Source organism: Haladaptatus sp. HS23, from assembly GCF_056892285.1.
Window position 1 is genome coordinate 1 of record NZ_JBXGLH010000023.1, and the last position, 18,920, is coordinate 18,920.

The 18,920-nt window shown below is 51.9% G+C and carries 17 protein-coding genes and 1 pseudogene; 9 read left to right on the top strand and 9 right to left on the bottom strand.

Features of this window, described 5'->3' with window-relative positions; genetic code table 11:
- Nucleotides 1–308 precede the first annotated feature (308 nt).
- Nucleotides 309–698: a hypothetical protein gene (locus tag AC1XDK_RS28395; protein ID WP_483353384.1), complete on the bottom strand. Its 390-nt coding sequence runs from the start codon at nucleotides 696–698 to the stop codon at nucleotides 309–311.
- Between the two features lie 226 nt (nucleotides 699–924).
- On the opposite strand from AC1XDK_RS28395, the gene AC1XDK_RS28400 reads away from it, so the two are divergent.
- Together AC1XDK_RS28400 and AC1XDK_RS28405 are read left to right on the top strand one after the other, a co-directional pair.
- Entirely contained in the window at nucleotides 925–2,793 is a 1,869-nt protein-coding gene (locus AC1XDK_RS28400) for an SLC13 family permease (protein ID WP_483353385.1), read from the top strand.
- Nucleotides 2,794–3,199: 406 nt separating this feature from the next.
- The gene (locus tag AC1XDK_RS28405) at nucleotides 3,200–3,499 is read left to right on the top strand and encodes a hypothetical protein (RefSeq protein WP_483353386.1); all 300 of its coding nucleotides are present in this window, start codon (nucleotides 3,200–3,202) and stop codon (nucleotides 3,497–3,499) included.
- A gap of 212 nt (nucleotides 3,500–3,711) precedes the next feature.
- Here AC1XDK_RS28405 and AC1XDK_RS28410 read toward each other — a convergent pair.
- Nucleotides 3,712–4,086, bottom strand: a pseudogene (locus AC1XDK_RS28410) (transposase); the annotation flags it as partial.
- A gap of 92 nt (nucleotides 4,087–4,178) precedes the next feature.
- Here AC1XDK_RS28410 and AC1XDK_RS28415 point away from each other — a divergent pair.
- Nucleotides 4,179–4,385: a DUF8106 domain-containing protein gene (locus AC1XDK_RS28415; RefSeq protein ID WP_483353387.1), complete on the top strand. Its 207-nt coding sequence runs from the start codon at nucleotides 4,179–4,181 to the stop codon at nucleotides 4,383–4,385.
- 257 nt (nucleotides 4,386–4,642) lie between these two features.
- On the opposite strand, the gene AC1XDK_RS28420 is transcribed toward AC1XDK_RS28415, so the two are convergent.
- Nucleotides 4,643–4,837 (bottom strand): cold-shock protein, encoded by a 195-nt coding sequence (locus AC1XDK_RS28420; RefSeq protein WP_483353388.1) that lies wholly within the window; start codon nucleotides 4,835–4,837, stop codon nucleotides 4,643–4,645.
- Between the two features lie 251 nt (nucleotides 4,838–5,088).
- Here AC1XDK_RS28420 and AC1XDK_RS28425 point away from each other — a divergent pair, with 251 nt between their 5' ends.
- Complete coding sequence (locus AC1XDK_RS28425; RefSeq protein ID WP_483353389.1) at nucleotides 5,089–5,742, top strand: class I SAM-dependent methyltransferase; 654 nt, start codon at nucleotides 5,089–5,091, stop codon at nucleotides 5,740–5,742.
- A 575-nt stretch (nucleotides 5,743–6,317) separates the two neighbouring features.
- Here AC1XDK_RS28425 and AC1XDK_RS28430 read toward each other — a convergent pair.
- Nucleotides 6,318–6,899 (bottom strand): hypothetical protein, encoded by a 582-nt coding sequence (locus AC1XDK_RS28430; protein ID WP_483353390.1) that lies wholly within the window; start codon nucleotides 6,897–6,899, stop codon nucleotides 6,318–6,320.
- The gene (locus AC1XDK_RS28435; protein ID WP_483353391.1) at nucleotides 6,896–8,107 is read right to left on the bottom strand and encodes an outer membrane protein assembly factor BamB family protein; all 1,212 of its coding nucleotides are present in this window, start codon (nucleotides 8,105–8,107) and stop codon (nucleotides 6,896–6,898) included. The genes AC1XDK_RS28430 and AC1XDK_RS28435 overlap by 4 nt, the downstream gene beginning before the upstream one ends.
- A gap of 1,417 nt (nucleotides 8,108–9,524) precedes the next feature.
- On the opposite strand from AC1XDK_RS28435, the gene AC1XDK_RS28440 reads away from it, so the two are divergent.
- Both AC1XDK_RS28440 and AC1XDK_RS28445 read left to right on the top strand, forming a co-directional pair.
- Complete coding sequence (locus tag AC1XDK_RS28440) at nucleotides 9,525–10,001, top strand: hypothetical protein (protein WP_483353392.1); 477 nt, start codon at nucleotides 9,525–9,527, stop codon at nucleotides 9,999–10,001.
- Between the two features lie 220 nt (nucleotides 10,002–10,221).
- Nucleotides 10,222–10,560, top strand: coding sequence for a ribbon-helix-helix protein, CopG family (locus AC1XDK_RS28445; protein WP_483353393.1), 339 nt, complete (start codon nucleotides 10,222–10,224; stop codon nucleotides 10,558–10,560).
- A 102-nt stretch (nucleotides 10,561–10,662) separates the two neighbouring features.
- On the opposite strand, the gene AC1XDK_RS28450 is transcribed toward AC1XDK_RS28445, so the two are convergent.
- Nucleotides 10,663–11,958 carry a hypothetical protein gene (locus AC1XDK_RS28450; protein ID WP_483353394.1) on the bottom strand — a complete coding sequence of 432 codons (1,296 nt, stop codon included), beginning with the start codon at nucleotides 11,956–11,958 and terminating at the stop codon, nucleotides 10,663–10,665.
- Nucleotides 11,959–12,793: 835 nt separating this feature from the next.
- Here AC1XDK_RS28450 and AC1XDK_RS28455 point away from each other — a divergent pair.
- From AC1XDK_RS28455 to AC1XDK_RS28465, 3 genes are all read left to right on the top strand, one after another.
- Nucleotides 12,794–14,224: a hypothetical protein gene (locus tag AC1XDK_RS28455; RefSeq protein ID WP_483353395.1), complete on the top strand. Its 1,431-nt coding sequence runs from the start codon at nucleotides 12,794–12,796 to the stop codon at nucleotides 14,222–14,224.
- Between the two features lie 77 nt (nucleotides 14,225–14,301).
- Nucleotides 14,302–15,084: a class I SAM-dependent methyltransferase gene (locus AC1XDK_RS28460; RefSeq protein WP_483353396.1), complete on the top strand. Its 783-nt coding sequence runs from the start codon at nucleotides 14,302–14,304 to the stop codon at nucleotides 15,082–15,084.
- Nucleotides 15,085–15,115: 31 nt separating this feature from the next.
- Nucleotides 15,116–15,676 carry a VOC family protein gene (locus tag AC1XDK_RS28465; RefSeq protein ID WP_483353397.1) on the top strand — a complete coding sequence of 187 codons (561 nt, stop codon included), beginning with the start codon at nucleotides 15,116–15,118 and terminating at the stop codon, nucleotides 15,674–15,676.
- A 78-nt stretch (nucleotides 15,677–15,754) separates the two neighbouring features.
- Here the strand turns inward: AC1XDK_RS28465 and AC1XDK_RS28470 are convergent, their stop codons facing one another.
- From AC1XDK_RS28470 to AC1XDK_RS28480, 3 genes are all read right to left on the bottom strand, one after another.
- The gene (locus tag AC1XDK_RS28470) at nucleotides 15,755–16,195 is read right to left on the bottom strand and encodes a hypothetical protein (RefSeq protein ID WP_483353398.1); all 441 of its coding nucleotides are present in this window, start codon (nucleotides 16,193–16,195) and stop codon (nucleotides 15,755–15,757) included.
- Nucleotides 16,192–17,052 carry a ParA family protein gene (locus tag AC1XDK_RS28475; RefSeq protein WP_483353399.1) on the bottom strand — a complete coding sequence of 287 codons (861 nt, stop codon included), beginning with the start codon at nucleotides 17,050–17,052 and terminating at the stop codon, nucleotides 16,192–16,194. Before AC1XDK_RS28475 ends, AC1XDK_RS28470 begins: the two co-directional genes overlap by 4 nt.
- A 329-nt stretch (nucleotides 17,053–17,381) precedes the next feature.
- The gene (locus tag AC1XDK_RS28480) at nucleotides 17,382–18,698 is read right to left on the bottom strand and encodes a Cdc6/Cdc18 family protein (RefSeq protein ID WP_483353400.1); all 1,317 of its coding nucleotides are present in this window, start codon (nucleotides 18,696–18,698) and stop codon (nucleotides 17,382–17,384) included.
- Nucleotides 18,699–18,920 lie beyond the last annotated feature (222 nt).

Consider the following 18,920-nt stretch of genomic DNA (forward strand, 5'->3'; position numbering starts at 1 on the left):
ATGATCGGATTACACTACGAACTGCCCACAGATTTCATTGAGGGTGCCGGAGTGGGTGCACTTCCGCTTATGGATTTAACCGGAAGTACCTAACACACCACCACTTTCAGTGTAAACCAAGGCTACAATCCCTCTATCGTACGGTAGAATCCTTTCAACCATCTATAAATACCATGTCGCTACATCAAATGTCGTCCTCACCTTGCATTGAGTACGCCGGTCTCAACTTCTGCACAAACTGCAAAATGGGAATCAGCGATCTCGATTCGTGCAATCCGGTTGAGTCGTGCCAGAACCGGTTCGGTATCTCATTTGGATTGTTCCGTCGCGAACTCTCGTGAATCGGTCTCTGCTGGCTGTTCGACGTGAAGCATATATTCGCAGGCGGGACAGACCTTGTCGCTCGGTGAAACTTGGGTGCCACAGTGCTTACAGAAGATCACGCCGCCTTTCGTATCCACACGGTACTCCATCTCTGTTTTACCCTCATTCGGCGCATCAAGGTCGTCAGTGATTCCTCTTGTGCGGAAAATCGTGCGAGCTTCGCGAACATCGTCGGCCGTGCGAAGCCTGAGTTTGGTTTCGATTTCTCCGTTCGCGAACAACGAGAAAGGGTCATCACTCGGGAACCACCGCCGGTTGCCATCGTTACCCACTATAGGTAGTCCGCTACCGACGTCATGGGTGAATTTGGTCACTGGCACCGTCTACACTGAGTCAACAAACCCGAATTTAACACGGAGTGTATCATATCACAAGATATGCTGATCCAGCTTGAGAAGTCAATTTCGTCGATAAGCGTGGAAACAAATACGCATGACCTATGAAACACCATTTGATAATTAAATTTTAAATGTGAATATATTATACTCTCTTCCAGTGGTGGTATTCCAATCCGGGTTGCCAGCGGGTCTAACCGTAGATATGTTCGTAGTTTTATTGATCATTCTGGGCGCAATCATTCTGTTCATCACTGAGTGGCTCCCCATCGACGTGACCGCTATCGCCATCATGGTCACACTGATAGTTCTCGAGCCGTGGACCCAAATTACACCGAGTGAAGGTATCTCTGGCTTCTCGAGTTCAGCGACGATCACCGTTCTTGCGATGTTAATCCTGAGCGCCGGTATCAGTCAGACAGGCATCGTTCAGCTCGTGGGGCGGAAAATATCGGGATTTGCGGGCGAGAGTCTTAACAAACAACTTCTCGCCACGATTGGGGTAACTGGGCCAGCATCCGGATTCATTAATAACACTCCTGTCGTTGCGATTCTCGTTCCGGTCATCTCCGACGTTGCACATAAGGGCAAGACATCACCGTCGAAGCTCCTCATCCCTCTCTCCTATGCGTCACAGTTTGGTGGCATGCTCACCCTCATCGGCACCTCAACGAACATCCTCGCGAGCGATACGGCTGCTCGCCTATCCGGTGAGTACCCCGCGCTCCACGCATTCGACTTCTTTGAGTTCACAATTCTCGGCGTCATCGTCCTCATTATTGGCTCGCTTTATCTACTCACAATTGGACACCGATTACTTCCAGAACGAATTCCGGTGGATGAGGACTACCTCGAGGAGTACGCCATCCAGAACTACCTCACGGAAGTCGTCGTCAGGGACGATTCGCCCCTAACCGGGCTCACCATCGAAGAAGCAATCAACGAGACGGAATTCGACGCAGATATTCTTCAGCTGATCCGTGATGATGAACGCTTCACCGAGCCCCTCGCGAAGAAAGAAATCCGCGACGGAGATGTTCTCCTGATGCATGCAAGTGGAGAGACTCTTCGCCACCTCTCGGAGGCCGACAACCTCGCAATTCGGGACTCTATTGACACTACGGAAGATCTGGAACCGGATCCAGTGAACAACCAGACCATCGTCGAGGTCGTCATCCCTTCGAATTCGTTCCTTGTCGGTGAAACTCTCGACAGTTCGACCTTCCGGCAGCAGTACAACGCGAACGTGCTCGCATTCCGAAGTCGTGGGGAGGTTATCAAGGACCGTCTCGAAGACCTCACGATTCGTGCCGGTGACACGCTCTTGATCCAAGCAGACACCAATAGCATCGACTGGCTTGCCCAGACCAATGACTTCATTCTCGCACACGAAGCGGATGACCCTGATTACCGAACCGACAAAATCCCTCATGCCATCGCTATCATGTTCGGCGTCGTCGGGCTTGTCGCCATTCCGTGGGCATTTCTTGGGAGTGGATTAGCCTCCCTCACAGGCATCGAACAGTTCACCATGCTCGCTGCGGCCAAACAGGACATTCTGGTCACGGCGCTTGCTGGCGTCGTCGCAATGGTTATTGCAGGTGTCCTCAAGCCGAACGAACTGTACGATTCGGTCGACTGGAACGTTATCTTCCTCCTCGCTGGCGTCATTCCTCTGGGGAGTGCATTAGAACAGACTGGCGGGGCACAACTCCTTGGGAACCTCGTCGCAGCTTCGGGGGATTTTCTCCCCGTGTTACTGGTCTTGTGGCTGTTCTATATCGCCACGGGCCTCATTACGGAAGTCATTAGCAATAACGCGAGTGTTGTTCTTATGATTCCAGTTGCTGCGGCGGCAGCCACCACGATTGGAGCGAACCCATTCGCGTTTGTGCTGGCCGTGACGTTCGCCGCCTCAACGGCGTTTCTCGGGCCGGTCGGCTACCAGACGAACCTCTTTGTTTACGGACCGGGGGGGTACAAGTTCACGGATTACTTCCGGGTGGGTGCGCCCCTCCAGCTCATTCTCTCCGTGGTGACCGTTCTCGGGATTTCTTTCTTTTGGGGACTCTAACAATCCGTATGTTCAATCGGATACTACTCCCGGTCGATGGAAGCAAGGAGAGTGAGCGTGCCGTAGCGTATACTATTTACTTGCAGACACATACAATGCGACGGTCCACGTACTCTCCGTCTTGGATAGTAGTGAGATTCCAGATGGTTTTGAGGACTCGTCTCCGGAGAGCTACTCGAAGCAGAGTTTCGAGAAACTGCACAATCAACTATTGATGCAGTCACCAAGACCTGTACGGACGCCAACGTTACTTTGATCGAGACGATTACCATTGGCCATCCGACCGAGGAGATTCTTGACTACATTTCCGCACATGAGATCAGCCTCGTCGTATTAGAGGTACACACTCACGGAGCGACTGGCCGACGACAAAGAGTTCTATTACGTCCGGGCGTGGTGTGCCGAGGTGTTCGGGTATGTGGCGGTCGAATCGCCCGAAGCAGTCACCCATCCGGAGACACTGGCCGACCTCCGCATCGGACTGGAGTTCGACGAGCTCGAGGTCAGAGAGAAACTCGTGAAGGCGTTGGCCCACGTCGCGCTCGGTGACCAAATTCGACTCCAGCACCTGGTCGACTCATTGACTGACCACCTCGACGACAAGAACGACCCCGTCCGGTATCATCTCTGTACGGCGCTAGTGGTCATCGGCTGTGAGTATCCCGAGAAGTTGGCCAGCACGAGGACGCGCTCACGGAGCGGCTAACTGACGAGAACCCGTACGTCCGCGGGCAGGCCGCAAAGGCGCTCGGATTGATCCCGGAGCCGAGCGCGGAAAATCAGTATGGATTTCGATTTCGACGCCACCGGTACGGACGACGAGACACCCCGTTCTTGACTGACCGCCTGCGGTATTTCCAGCGACCACTAGACGAGACACTGTCCGGGGGGCTCCATCGGGAGTCGGCACGATCGAGGATACGAATATTCTCGTACCAGTCTCGGATCCCCATTCGTTATAAACACCGAATACTGCCGATAATCCGTGCAATTGGAATTAGCCCCCCGTCGGTACACTAGCGTTGTTTCGTGTCGCTTGTCGTCGTTTAACAGAAGATTCCGGTCTGTCACGTACCGATCCAGATCCCACTTCAGTAACCGCTGTGCTTGGGCTTGCCCACTCGTCTGCATCCGCTTCGGCACGACATACCGGAGCCCACGCTCGTCGATTCCCTCAAGAATCTGCTGACTGTCAAACTCTCGGTCCATCAGAACGTTATCGACGAGAACCTGCTCTTGAGCAGAATCTAAGAGATCTCGTACGATTTCTAACCGAGAGTCACCCTTCTTCACAGCCGCGCGCGTTCCAAGATGATTCAGATTGTCTGATTAATCACTGTGAACAGCATTATCCCCGTTCAACCCCAATAACGTATTCACTCACCATGTCCGCACAACAGTCCTCCACGTCCGAAGTCGAACCGCGCCAGAAGACGACCCTGTTCTGTCCCAGCTGTGATCACGAAAGCGACGTCACCGGCGATTGGAAAGAGTATACGGAGAACAATCAACAAATATTCGACTGCCCTATCTGTAACACAACTATCACGAAACGCCTCCGAGATGCCTCGCCAATGGCCCCGAATGACTAATTCAGTGAATCTCCACGTGTCAATAGGGCGCAATACGAGGCTTCATTCGATACCGGCTTGTACGTTACTCAAAAGCTGAGGAGTTGGATAGAGTCTTCCCGCTTGCAAAAACAACGCTCTCACGTTCGCAATTGGGTTAATACCAGCCCCTATCTCCGTCTGACGCATGAAGTCCTTGAGATAACGATACCACTCTGGAAGAAATTCGCGAAAAACTAAATTGAACCGGCCGTCACCGTGTGGTGGCAGTCGGAGTCTTAAGCGCGAACGACGTTGGTCGCGCGCGGGCCCTTGGGGGCCTGTTCAATGCTGAATTCGATTTCCGTCCCTTCCGTTAGATCCTCACCACCGACGTCCTCCATGTGGAAGAATACGTCGTCGTCAGAGTCCTCAGTCGCGATGAAACCGTAGCCGCCTGTGTCGTTGAAGAAATCAACCTTACCGTTTGCCATTGCAAACAAATGTAGGATCCAGCGTCGGATAACAGTTCCAAGGGTCGCGATACCACGACGCTGCATTCTCAGCCAACGCTGATGTCGGCTAGGTAGCTGCTCAATGCACAGTATGGCTGCTCGCACATCTATTTTCTAGGTGTATCGAAGGGTCAGAGACGGTATTGAGTCGTTATCTCGGGATCTGATTTTTCAGGATGTTAAAATCACTATCACAAAGTCCACAATATAAGCCGATTAAATATCCAGTCATGGGTCAACAAAACCGGTCAACGAATCGTCGAGTCTTACGTTTGATCGCTGGAGCCGTAAGTCTAGGAATCGTCATCGTTGGTATCGACGCGATTCGATCCCGTCGTAATCCATCAGCTTGTCCATATCAAGCGCGATTCTGGCTCTCATTGCCGCGTCCGTTTGTTAAACGGCAGCGAATTCGACGAGTGCTCGCACCACAGCCCGGTGAACAAATTCTTGAGGTCGGACCAGGAACTGGATACTACACTCTTGATGTCGCCGAGTGGATCACTCCTGATGGAACGCTCGACGTTATCGACACCGAACAAAAAATGCTTGCTCATCTTGAACAGCAGGCAACCGAACGCGAAATCACAAATATCACCTCTCGACAGGGTGACGCACAACATCTTCCATACAACGATAACTCATTCGATGCGGCATATTTAGTGACCGTTCTCGGAGAGGTTCCGGACCAAGATGCCGCACTATGCGAACTCTCTCGAGTAGTGAAACCTGGTGGCCGCGTGGTTGTTGGTGAAACGCTCCCTGACCCGCACATGATCCCATTTGACTCGCTTCGTGATCGTGCCGCAAATGCTGGGTTCGAATATGATCGCCGATTTGGCTGGGCTGGTGGCTATGTCGCCCGCTTTCGTGTTCCATTCTGAAGTTTCAATCAGAGAACCCACAGCGGTTACAGATATATCTGGTCTATCCAGGGCAAAGCTGGCGACTGTACGTGTTTAATCACACGTTCGAGAACAAGGCAATCTCCAACGATGTGGTGCTCATCTCCGCTGCAAAAAACAAGAACGCTATGAGCGATCTTGAGCACGAAAAGCGAATGCGTGAGGGGAACCTATGCGGGAATATCGGCGTACCGTCGTACCACAGCTCTAGCCAATGCCAGTCTGCTTTAGCAGCGTGAGCACCGTGTTTGCCGTCACAACAGGCGACCGCTCGTACTTACTAACCAACTCGATCTGGCCAAGTAAATTGACTGCACGACAGCCCGAGTCGCCATATTTGTGGTACCCAGTGAGACAGTAAATAAACTAACACGCAGTCTTTCCCTATTCCTCATCTAAACAATTGTTTGGATTTTGTATTATATATAATAAAAGTATTATTGGTCGTATGAAATGGTATCAATACTCAAAAGCAGGTTTAGCCAGTATGCACTGAGAGTAGCAGTCGCAACTTTTGCAATCATTAGGATAGTAAAAGAGTGGTTCGACTCGGGCTATTCGGTATCCGTCGTGTCCGTGGATCGATTCGCTGCGATATAGCGCTCAGGACACGTCCAATGCGCCGTCTGCCCTGCTGGAGAGTTCTGTGGATGAGCAGTCGTACAGAGTTCGTGTTGGTCGGTGCGGTTCACGGTCCGCTGTTCCTCCTTGTCACCTCGATGTTCGACAACGGTAACAGTCTCGGGTAGTTCGTCTGCGAACATGACTGTTACCCGGTACCACGTGGCTGCCATGTCTGCAGTACACCCAACGGGAAAGAACGGAATATGGCTCGTCGATTTTGGCGTCACGACGACCCGTAACTCGTCGGCGTCACCGTCGTATTGGGCTGCTTTGAGTCCAACCTTGTTGCAACTGCTCGACCCGTAGTACATGTAGCCGAGCACTCGAACCGCGTGGACATCATCATCAAACTCAACGATCGTCGATTTTTGTTCTCGAATCCGACGTGGTTCGACGTGTTCGACGGTTTTTGAGACGATTCCCGAACCAGAGCTGCGAGTTTCGAGACACCCCGTCGTCGCTGCAATACCGCCAGCGACAGTGAGGGAGACAAGGAAGTCGCGGCGGTTCATGATTCCTCCAGGGCGTAGAGCCCATCTTCCCAGGTCGAAACGTAGAGAATCCCGTCAACGACTGCGCCACCGGCACCATTGATTCGCCCCGTCGTATCGAACTCCCACCGCCGGATACCCGAAGCAGCATCGAACGCGTAGATGAACGAATCATCACTACCGACATAGACGGTATCGCCGGCGATGACTGGATCACCAGTGACGTCATTCCACGTCCAGAACGCCCAGCGTTGCTCACCCGATAGAGCGTCAAGAGCGTAGACTCGTTCATCTGGTGCACCGACGTACACAGTATCGTCGTGAACAGCGGGTGCCGATCCAAGATATCCCCAGTCATCTGCCTCTCCAGGTGATCCGGACTGAGGCTGGAATCGCCACCGTTGCGTACCATTAGGTGTTGCCAACGAGAGAAGACCAGACCCCTCGCCGATATAGAGTGACTCGTCTGTGACCGCAGGTGGCGTCGATAACAGGTGGTCTGTGCGATAGCGCCATTGTTCATCGCCCGTCGCAGCGTCAAGTGCGACTACTGAGCCGGCCGTCCGGCCGTGGTTTCCAGGAGCGTAAACTGTCCCGTCAACAACAGCCGCACCACCGGGTGCCCATTCACCGATTTTTGTTTCCCACTGGACGTCACCTGACGCTGGATCGATCGCATACACTATTCCCGCCCCACCAACGACGACGTACGCCATCCCCTCAGCAACGACAGGGGCGCGAATCTCCAACTCGGAGAATGACTTTCGCCAGCGTTCTGTGCCCGTTTTTGTATCGAACGCAAGGAGCACCTCCCCGAAGCTGGCAAGAACGATGTCGCCCGCGATAGCTGCAGCCGAGTCATTAAACCGTACGTCCATTCCATCGCCGAGATCAGTTCGCCAGTGTTCCTCGCCAGTCGCGGCGTCAAGAGCGACGAAGGCAGCGGTCTCCTCGAACGTCCCAACGTAGAGATAGCCATCCTGGATGACGGGGGACTTTCGTGCGACGAGATGCTCCTCGAACGTCCACCGAACGGAGACAGAATGGGTTGGTCCCCGTGCGTCTGTATACCCAGTATTTGCGGGATCGCCTCGGCCGAGTGGCCATGATCCATTAACGGGCGCTGTTTCCGATGTACCCTGTCCCGTCAAAGTAGAGAGCCCAGTGACCCCGGCAAAGGTGCCACAGGCGGCGAGCAATTGCCGACGAGAGAGGTGACTGAGAGTCATACGAAACGTTCCAACCGGGAACTTTCATCTGAGCCTTGTGACGTGCATTGCATCGACTCTTCAGCAATTATGACTGTTCTCGTTGGAAGATGAGCAGGAGTGTCTTGGTCGCTACAACCTGTGCTCATCGGAACAAAGAGTGGATGATTCAATGCCGATAGATGCATACCGTCCGCTATGTTCATGGTGGCATAAGTTTTCTGATACCTATAGGTTCTGTTTACGTCTTCTGTAAGTGGAAGTAATGGGTTCTACAACTTCAATTTCAAAAATGGTCTACGTATCAAATCAGTTAGTGAGCATTCGTCCGATACGATACCCAATCACGCCGAGTGGCATCCCAACGATGAACCCAATGAATGTGAGTGTGCCAATGGCCATAAGCGATGGACTAGCTTCCATCCCCGTCTCAAGCGTACTGAATCCTTGTGTGAACAACCGGAGACCTACACTAGCGCCGATACCACCAGCGATGACCGCCGCAGGTGCTCCTCGGGCACGATAGCCAAGTATTGCAGCCACCACAAGTCCAATAGCGGCAGGCACCGGTGAAAAAGCGACCGATGAGGGCATTGCGGACACTGGGAGTACTGTCCAAAGGACAACAATCCCTAGTGCGAGGAAACCCCAGAAGAGCAGTAGCCCGTACTGATTTCGATCAACGCGAAGGTGTGAACGCACTGATTCGCTACCGGACGGTGAGCTCCCGCCGAGAGCGTAGCCGAGTGGTCCGACAACCAGCACTACCACTCCGAGAGTATACCATGCAGAACTTCGTACCGCGCGAATTGCGAGGTCTAGGGAGACAGGTTCGAGGATGGCAGTCGATGCAGCGTTAAGGGCAAATACAGGGAGGGCGGCTGCGAAAATTCCAACAAGTACGCCACCCTCGTAACGTCCGACAGCGACCGCGAGGAAGAACCCAACAACTGCAGCGAGAAGTGAAAGTTCTGGACCAAGCAATATCGTTGGAGAGACGAATCGCAGGATTACCGCCAGTCCAGCGATCACAAGTCCAGCAACCAACGCTCGTACGCTCGTCCGAGGATGGTCGCCAAGAATGAGGGTGCGTGGGAGGGTCGACGTGCTCATGGTTACAAACACTGCATAAGCGACCTTAATATTTCCTCAGACTAGTCAATTGAGATTGTACATTAGAACCGAAGTATTCACCAGCACGGATGTAACCGACCGCCATGCATTGAGAACAGCAGTCTCAACTTCTGCTCAAGGCTGGAATTCTGTGACCATCCTCATTAATAGCCGCGTACCAACTGTTTCCTGCATGCAACGACTGAATGCACTCTTTCGGCCTGTCGATCGATATGCGGATGCTGTCTCTCCCAAAACCCACGGTATAGTAGCCGTTGTGTCGTTGTGTACCTTTATCGGGGTGATTGTTCTGGGGTTCGTCCCGGTGACACGCCAGATAGAGATGTCCGGCTATTCCACCTCGGATTTGCAAGACGCGACGAACCGGGCGGAAGTAGACACGATACTGCAGGCTCTGGAGCCAGTCATGGATCACGTTATGCTCCTATCGGTTCTCGATTATATCTTTATTCTGGCTGGGTTCTTCCTGTTTTTCTCACTCTACTCGATCATCCTGAACACGCTGGACAGCCACGACAGGCTGGTACTGATACCGAAGATCGGAATGACCTTGACGATCTTCTCTCGACTCTTCGATTCCCTGGAGAACCTCTGGGTTATCCTGATCTACACAAATCCCGAAGACTACGCGACCGTCCTGATCAGCCTTATGAGCGCCTCTGAAACGGTGAAATGGACGCTCGTCAGAGTTGAATATCCCATGCTTGGACTGTCCATCGTGCTTGTACTATTGATACGGTTCACCTCACTGTTCGACGGTCATTCGGAACATCTACGGTAGCATCCAGCAGCATCTCTCCCGAGATACCCCCACGGAGCTTGAGCCCCACACCGTGAGTGAATGCATTGAGAGAGCCAGTCCCAACTTCTGTGAGCGAGGACAATCAATGCGCGCCGTGTGGGTTAGTATATTATACTAACTACGGGTTCCACTCGAAATACGTCGCACGCACGTCTGACTGAATCCTATATGAATCCAAGCGTATTCACAGACCAACTCAATGAAGAACATGACCGTCCGGCTTGAAAAAGACGAAATAGAGGAGTTGGAGAAAGAAGCGAAGAAACAAGATGAATCCAGAAGTGAATACGTCCGTCAAATCATCCGCAATCGTGATTCAACGCAGTCAGCACTGGATTCAGATGCTGAATCCGCTTTCCTGAGAGAGGCTCTATCCCGGCTTGAAGGCGAAATTGAGCGATTGCACGAAGAAAATGACCGACTGACGCGACAACTCGAAGCCGATCCGGTCCCGGCGGTTGAAGATAGTAAGGAGACGTCACTACTCACACGTGCAAAGTCGTGGATGTTCGGTCGATCAGAAGTGAGTGCAGATTGACCAAACAAGATCAGCGATTGATTTGTTTTCGCACGGCAGCAACGAATGCCTCACCATGGGATTTCTTTGCATGTCGAAGAATGTCCTGGAGCAGGTTCCTATTCAGCCCTTGTTTGCTGAGACCGCCTGCACGAGTTCATCAAAGCGTCCATCTACCTCACGCACCGTGCTCTGCCTATCATCGGACTGCTCGGATGGATGGGACTCATCAGAGAGAGACTCGCTCTCGTCGTCACTCTCACCGCTCTCAGCGTCGAACATAGACGAAATGTTTACAACTAATCCCGTATCCGGCGCGTCTTCGTAATCGTATTCCTTTGCGAGATTTGCCTTTTCGAGAAGATCGACGTCTGTTTTGATGATTGCCGGAACGTGTACGCGGACGGCTTTCGTGCTATTTTCCTCCGTCTGAGTTTCTGTGAACCCGTCTTCGTCGGCTATTTCGTTCATGTATCGACGAACCGTATCGGCACGTACAGACTCGGCAATACCGAATACACGCTTGCGTATTTGTTCTGCAGTCAACCGGTATGTTCCTCCCAGATCGGCGTGCATCGCGAGTCGGACGAGTGCAACTTTGATCCCCTCTATTTTGTCATCCTTCGAGAGGTCCGCGAGCTCGTATCCTGCCTGAAGACGGTCGTACTTCGGTCCGTCCAAAATACCGGGCAGCCCAAGGTTTTCCATTCTCTGGATAGCCTGCTCACGCGGCATATACACGTCCTTCGTCGTCGGACTCTCCACGTACTCAACCGTGTCATGATCGAGGACTCTCTGAATTAACTTCTCGCGAGTCTTTTGCGTCTTCGTCTGTGGCTGCATCTTCACGGCCGCAACGAGGTCGTCACGCTGTACCGGATACCCGTTATCGAATTTATCCGAAAGCTCCGAACGGATACGAGCAACCTTTTGCTCGACCGAGCTCGCATTGCCACTCTTGCACCGCGCGAATAGATCGATCCGCTTCACCTTCCGGCGCAGACGGTCACGCCGACCATCGGTAACGAACTCGAAAAGAATACGCGAGAGATACTCGCCTTTCGTGTCTGTCTCAGGCGCACGTTCCGCATAATCCTCGTTAAATAGAGTCTCAATTGATTCTCGCACGTCGCGAGCGAAGCGCGTCTTCTCGTCGGGTGCTACCGACAAATTCGAAAACAAAGGGTCTTTTTCTTCGTTGTCGTCGCCACCAAGTGCGTCCATAGCATTGTGGATGAGATCTTCAATCTCCGCGTTCGGATCTTCATCGCACCACTCTTCAATCGCATTCTCAACCACAATCCGCACGTAATAGTCCGACTCAGACGCTTCGACGTCGTATCTGTCTTGGACGTATTCGTGAACTCGTTCGATTGCTCGTTCGAATACGAACAAATCGATGTGCCCCGTGCCACTCATCGAAACCACCTCACGAAGGGGACTGCTCCCATTGGCCAGTGGGAGTACCCCCCCTCACTCACACTCACTAGTGTGAGTACAGTACTAGTGGTAGCAGGGTAGCCGGGTCCATGGACCCGGCTTAGGGCGTCGGTAGGCCGACGCCCTCGTGTGATTTCACGGTTCAGCGTGTCCTTCTCGCGGCTGCCGACACCTTCGCGTGAATGACGACGGAGAAAAATAACGCCGTTCGTTTTCAAATCGTCCGGCGTGATGCACCGCTGGTTAGTTTCGGCCTCGATGTCGTTGTATTGTGGATATCGCGTGTAGTGTGTCATCGTGCATACGTCGCACGCTGACCCGTCTCAGAGTCACTCAGGCGGACAAGAGGGTATACCTGCAGGTGTACACCCGAACAATTTTGTCCATTGAGCAAGAAACAACATTTGTACGTTCGTCGGAAGGTGTGACGGGTGTTGGAGCACCCAATAACTTCCGACGGAGTTGTCATTTCTTGGCGCTGATACTTGCCTAGCTTAGCTGCCTGTCTCTTACCGATGGTAGAGCATCTTTAACCCATTCTTCATTTGTCAACCACCAGTGATTCGATACGAATCGTTGCAACTGGTGTTTTTCATCGTTCGTATTGCCAACTGGGTCGTCAGGACCACTACGGACTCCCGAAAGCTTCTGAGTAGGTCCGTCCGCCACTTCGAAGTGGTCCATCACATTTCTTCTATCTCCCAAACACTCAATTAAGTATTTCGCATATGGACATTCTATGTCCATACCAGGTCATATTACATCCATAACGCTTACTTCGGGGCATATTACATCCATAACTAGCTACTAACTCATGGTCTCCCGCTCCCTTCACCAAAATTGGCCCACACAAGTACTCACGACTGCTAGCGAAATTCTCCGCACAATCACCCCGACAACCTTCCCTGCGCTCGTACTCATTGAGAGCGATACAGCAACGACCCAGACAGAAATTGCGAACACGATCAACCGACATCAATCAACTGTCTCAAGCCATTTCCAATCGCTAGCGCTCGAAACCGCTGATATTTCGCTGATCGAGAGGGAGAATCGTAGCTATGTTCTCACAGACACTGGGAACGAAATCCTTGATCGTGTCATCACCACCCTTCAAAACCTTGGGATCAAACTGGATGCCGTTGAGTGGGGGTCCACATCCGATAAAGAACAAATCGGGGCCTGTCTCGCGCCGCTCTATGGGTCGCGGAGCGTTGAACCATTTCTCGTCTTGGATTCGGTCTCTACCAGAAGTGGACCAGGTGGCCGCCGGCGTGATCTGCAGTCTGCCAAGGTCGAGACGGTCAATCGTGATGTCGAAAATCGCCTCCACAAGATGGATCAGACCACATCAAACTACCAAATCAAACAGATCATCGATCGCTTTGTTGAACATGATGCCCTCACATGTGATGACGACCGTCTTATCCTGACAGAGAAAGGCCAACAGCACGCGGATCTCCTAAATCACGTTGCGGAAGTCGTCGCAAATCAAGTTGTGACTGAGCAGAGCGGGGAGTATGCCTCGACTGACAGCATCGACGAAGCCGTGCTTCAGCTCCGACGCGACCGTATCGCAACGGCATGGAGCCTAGAGAATGACGACCCACAATTGGTTGATAACTCCCACTTCTATCGGCATGTGAAGCGAATCGACTTTCTTGACCGACCAGCCGACGAGTGGAACAGTTTCCGCTGGATAACTGTCGAGAACGCCGGAACAGAGCCAACGAATTCGATCACCCACAAAGAAAGCGGCGAGAACAAGATCACATTCGACGACATCGATCCACTCGTGTTTGTCGATGACCGTGACGGCCAGCGACTGGAAGTCAACGATCTCACCGAACAGCAGCCAGCATTTGAACAGAAATTAGAGTTCCTCTTTCCCCAGCCACTTCCGCCGGGTGACAGCCTGACGCTTTACTATCGACTCACCTGGCCGAACGAGTTGGCACACTATGCGACGTACAATCAAAGCATCTCGCTCACACGCTACAATCACGGTGTTGGTGAACTCCAATTTGGAATTGTTGATAAAGCGAACCACGTTGGGGTTGAGTGCCAGCAATTTCTCGGAGAAGAAGACGACCTCTGGGGATCGATCTCCAGCACACCAGACTACTTTGTGGCTGATGAGCGTCCTGCGTTGGAGCCGATTCATGGCGAGGGATATCAAGGCTACCTCTACACCATTCCATCACCCGATTATCCCGCCTACCGAATCTGTTATACCCCAGTGGAATAGATTGCATTCAACAATGCGATCGATGAGAAATGCACATCCCCTGAATCGGATCCATTCTCGCGCAGGAGGGCACACAAATGGGTGACTTCGATGGGACGCCGAGTTTTTACACCAGTGATGAAACATTTGAGAAGTACCTTGGACAGACGTCGTACTACGAGGCATTACAAAAGAACGTTGTAGAACTTGTCTCTCATGCAGCTCCTGACCGAATACTCGAAATGGGATCTGGAACAGGGCAAACCTCTGTCCGATTGGCTGAAGAAATGCCAACAACAGAGATACTCGGTATCGATAACCGAGCGACAGTCACCGAGGTTTCACGGAATAACGCGAAAAAACTCGGGGTGTCAAACCTATCGTTCGAAACAGCCGATATGACCGAGTACGTGAAAACAGTCCCCTCACTCCCGGAAATCGTGGTGCTGTTGTATTCCTTCCACCACATCCCCGATCCACTTGACCAGAAAGTCGACTTTCTCGAAGATTGCTATACGGCCTTACCTGAGGGAGGCTACGTCTGTATCGCTGAGACGTTCTTGAAGAACGATGCTCGTGATGCAGCGGCCAACCGTGAGACTCAGATACGGTGGGCAAATCGGGGTGTCGAGGCGTTTGCGTCCACGTTTTGGTCCGCACTCAACGGTATCGACCCGGCTGCCATCGAACACGCCAAGGAGGTCGGCGATTTCTCCCGAGAGCATGAGTTAGAAGCCGGTGATAATGTCCTCACTCGTGATGATGAATACTTAATCAGTATGAAATGGCTCGTCGACCATGCCCAAAGCGTTGGCTTTGATGTCCTCCTCGCAGAGCCAGTGAATGCAGTTGGTGACGGGATCGTTCTCCTTCGAAAGTAACCTATGCACACTACCATCTGAGACACATACAATGACAAACGACCATCCGTTGGCGGCACAAAACGTCCATCACGTTGGAATCACCGTTCCTGATCTCGATGAGGCAGTTGACTTCTTCGTTGATGCGATTGGGTGTGACTTGCTCTATCGGAAAGGACCGTTCGGAGATTCCGATGGTGATTCGATGGAGCGACGGTTGGATGTGCATCCTGATGCGACAGCCTCGCTTGCAATGTTGCGATGCGGTCCAACGATGAATCTAGAGTTGTTTGAGTGGGACACTCCCGACCAAGACGATATACCACCGAAAAACTCCGATATTGGAGCGACGCATCTCGGCCTCCAGGTAGAGGATATCGACGTAGCAATAGATGGATTGGGAGAACGAGACGACGTCACGATGCTTGATGGTCCGCAGACGAACGACGGCGGGCCAACGGAGGGTTTGACCTACATATTTTGTCGCGTAGAATGGGGTCTGTACCTCGAACTCCTCGAAGCGCCCGAGAGAATGCCGTACGCTGACGATACTGACGAGCGACTATACGGTCCCGCGCCCTCGTGGAGCCACAGGCCCGAACACTCGGACTGAACAACCCGTTTAGGGAGTAGGGGAAGTTCTCATACTCTCCTACGTACCACAAATTCCGGGGGTTCTACCAGTATAGCCTTATTCAGACTCGGTTACTGACGGAATATCAAGGCGGTCAGCAAGTTCGTCTTCAGAATCGATTAGCAATTCAGCTGCGGCCGCCCAAAAATCGCGATGCTTTTCGATTCCGCCTTGTCCTGCAAGCTTTGACCGAGCGTCGAATCGTTCATACATACCGTTTAGGGCATCTGCTCGATCACTTCCAACAGCCATGTAAATCCGCTCTTGATTGCGGCTTGCGTTTGGATCTGGATCGGGTCCCGGCGACGAACCCGTATTACGCGGGTTACTCGAGTTATCTGAGCTACTCGCGTTATGTGTCTCACTTGCTGAACCCGCGTTATTCATCTCCTCTGTGGTAGGCGAGTTTGACGAATCACTTGCTGAAGAGGAGGGTGGCTCAGGAGAGATACGATCCTCGAATCGCTTACCCAGTTCATTTTGACTGTCGTCACTCATTGATACACCTCCAGGTGTTCTGCAATTCGATGATACGCGTTACGTAGCTCATCAATTTTCTTACGATCCCACGGGTAGTCGCCTAACTCGGGGTTGTAGCTAAACACTGTTGAGTGATTCTCGATTGCGTGTTCAATCGCACTCCGATCTGGAATCTCAAAAACGAAATCTTCGCCGAAAGTCTGATAGAACCAGTCTCGTGTTTCAGTGACGACAGAACCTTGCGCAGGGACTTCGTTCAAGACGGCTCCAAGCGTCCGAATGGAATACTTCTTCGAGTCACCGTCTGTGAATCGATCTTCAAGCGTGTCAATCTCGTCAAACAGAATTTCCAGCGAATCTCTCGCGATAATGTTTGGGTTGGCTGGGAACAGGACGTTCTCAGTTGCGATTAATGCACCATCCGCTAGAGGGCCGAGGTTTGGCGGTGAATCAACGAGAACGAAATCATAGTCATGCTCGTACCGATCAAGTGCCATTCGGAGTGCTTCGATACCGCGTGTCTGAGAATGCAGATGCTTCTCTAAACGGAAGTTCCGAATATGTGCTGGAATAAGATCGAAGCCTTCCGGGCCCTCATGAGCGGCACTATCGACGTCCCAATTAGAAACAACGAGTTGGTCAAGGTCGTCTAACGTTAGATCTCCAAGATCGGCAAGTACGTCGAATAATGCAGGGGCGTCACTTTGTCGGTAGCGATCTCGAAGCCCAAGCTTGAGTGTTGTGCCGCCCTGGGGATCAGCGTCGAGGACTAGTACTCGGTGACCGCGGTCAGCAAGTGCTGCAGCGAGGTTTTTCGTCGTTACAGTCTTTCCAACACCGCCTTTTTGCTGAGAAACGGCAACTCGAAGCGTCATACAACCACCTCGTAACCCGTGTAACACGGGTTAGTCGAGTTATTCGAGTTGGTCGAGTTACTATGGTTATTCAGGTTATCCATATACAGCATGTTATTCGCGTTAACCATAAAATTACGGGTTAGAGATGCGAATGAAGGCGTGCTTCAGACAGTTGGTTTGAGGGTTAGTATACTAAACTAACCAGCATGGTAGCTCAATGAAATGAGCACCACCTGTTGCACTCAACAAGACGGTGCTACTCGACATATGGGTGTTATTAGCCCAGTATCTGACAAACGGCGACAGTATAAAACAAACAAGTCGGCAAAGGGAAGAAGAGGCTTGTTTTACGGCTCACCCAATGTTCTTCGGAACTTCTGTACGAATGAACGACTGGCAATATCGGCCAGCCTCCCTGACTCCCCATCCTCATTTTGGATAACAACTTCACGAGCAACAGTATCGTCAATACCGCCCAGTTCGTACTTTCGGTAGCTCCCGCCGGACTTACCTTCGTTGCTTTCCTCATAAGCAAGAAAATCGCGGACTAAGAGATCGGAGACGCGTCGACGAAAACTCCGAAGAGAAAGAGTATCAGTGTCTGCTGCTTCTGCCACCAAGGAATAGGCCTTGTAAATATCCTTACTACGGAGAGGTGGATAGCCAGCATCCTCAAGTTTCATCACTGCCATCATCGTCAGTTTGCCCTGAATAGGGAGTTGTCGTATTTCGTCTGCTGTCCGTCCTTGTTCCTCGCGTTGACGAGCTTCACGGACATCTTGCTCAGAGATAACGTCGCCATCGCGCTCACGACATGATTTCCCAGAGAGGTACATAAGAGAGAGTGCATCGCGAGCACTGCCAGATTCCTGCGCAACAAGTGCCGCAATCAGCGGGATGACATCGTCGCCCAAAACGCCGTAGTCTGTTACTCCTCCTTCTTCGTGATACTCAACCCCAACGATACCTTTCGTAGCGCGCTGATACAGGATCTTGCGCAAGTCGTTTGCGTCATAAGGGGGAAACAGAATCTCCTCATCACACAAGCTATCCTGGACACGGGCGGACAGGCCACGTTTGAACGAGAAACTATTACAAATGCCGACAACACCGATTTTCGTTTTCTCTGGAGGGACGTTACCATTATCATTACACCGAGGTAACGAATAAAGGATTTCGTCATCGGACCCGATCGAGTCGATCTCGTCAAGAACAATAACGCAGTGAGTTGCATCTATTTCACGGAGATGGCGATAAAGAGTATTATAAACGTCACCAGCAGGAACACCAGTCGTCGGAAAACGGTTAGCCTCTGTCCGGAATTTATTGATGAGATTGGCCCCGACCTGATAGGAAGTGTTGAGCTGCTTGCATTCGAGGGTTATTACTCTGACTGAGATCTCATCACCATTGACCGAGAGGTCGTTTGCATCCTCGATCAATCGATCCATCACGAGTTCTGTCCCTTTTGTTTTCCCTACGCCCGTTTTGCCATAGAGAAATACGTTCCGAGGTCGTTTTCCTCGGACAATCGGCTTAAACGTTTGTAGATATTCGTTTAGCTCCTCATCACGAGCTACCATCTCCTCAGGAGTATAGGAATCTCGGAAGACATCTTCATCCAAAAATATTGGATCGTCTGCGGATAGATGGCCTAATCCCATGCGTGTCGTATCAGTCTAATTCTATATAAATCCCCCTGACCGTAGTGACAGGAGTATCGTGAGTTACAGCCGTTGCATAGTCCACCCCACTTTGGCAGGAGTTGTGAACTATGATCGCCACACGGTCAGCGAGTAGTCATCGATAGTCAGACACCCCACCTTGTCATGAGTAAATGGCCGCGAGAAGAGTTCTTAGACACGTCTTCCACGATATGGATCCCC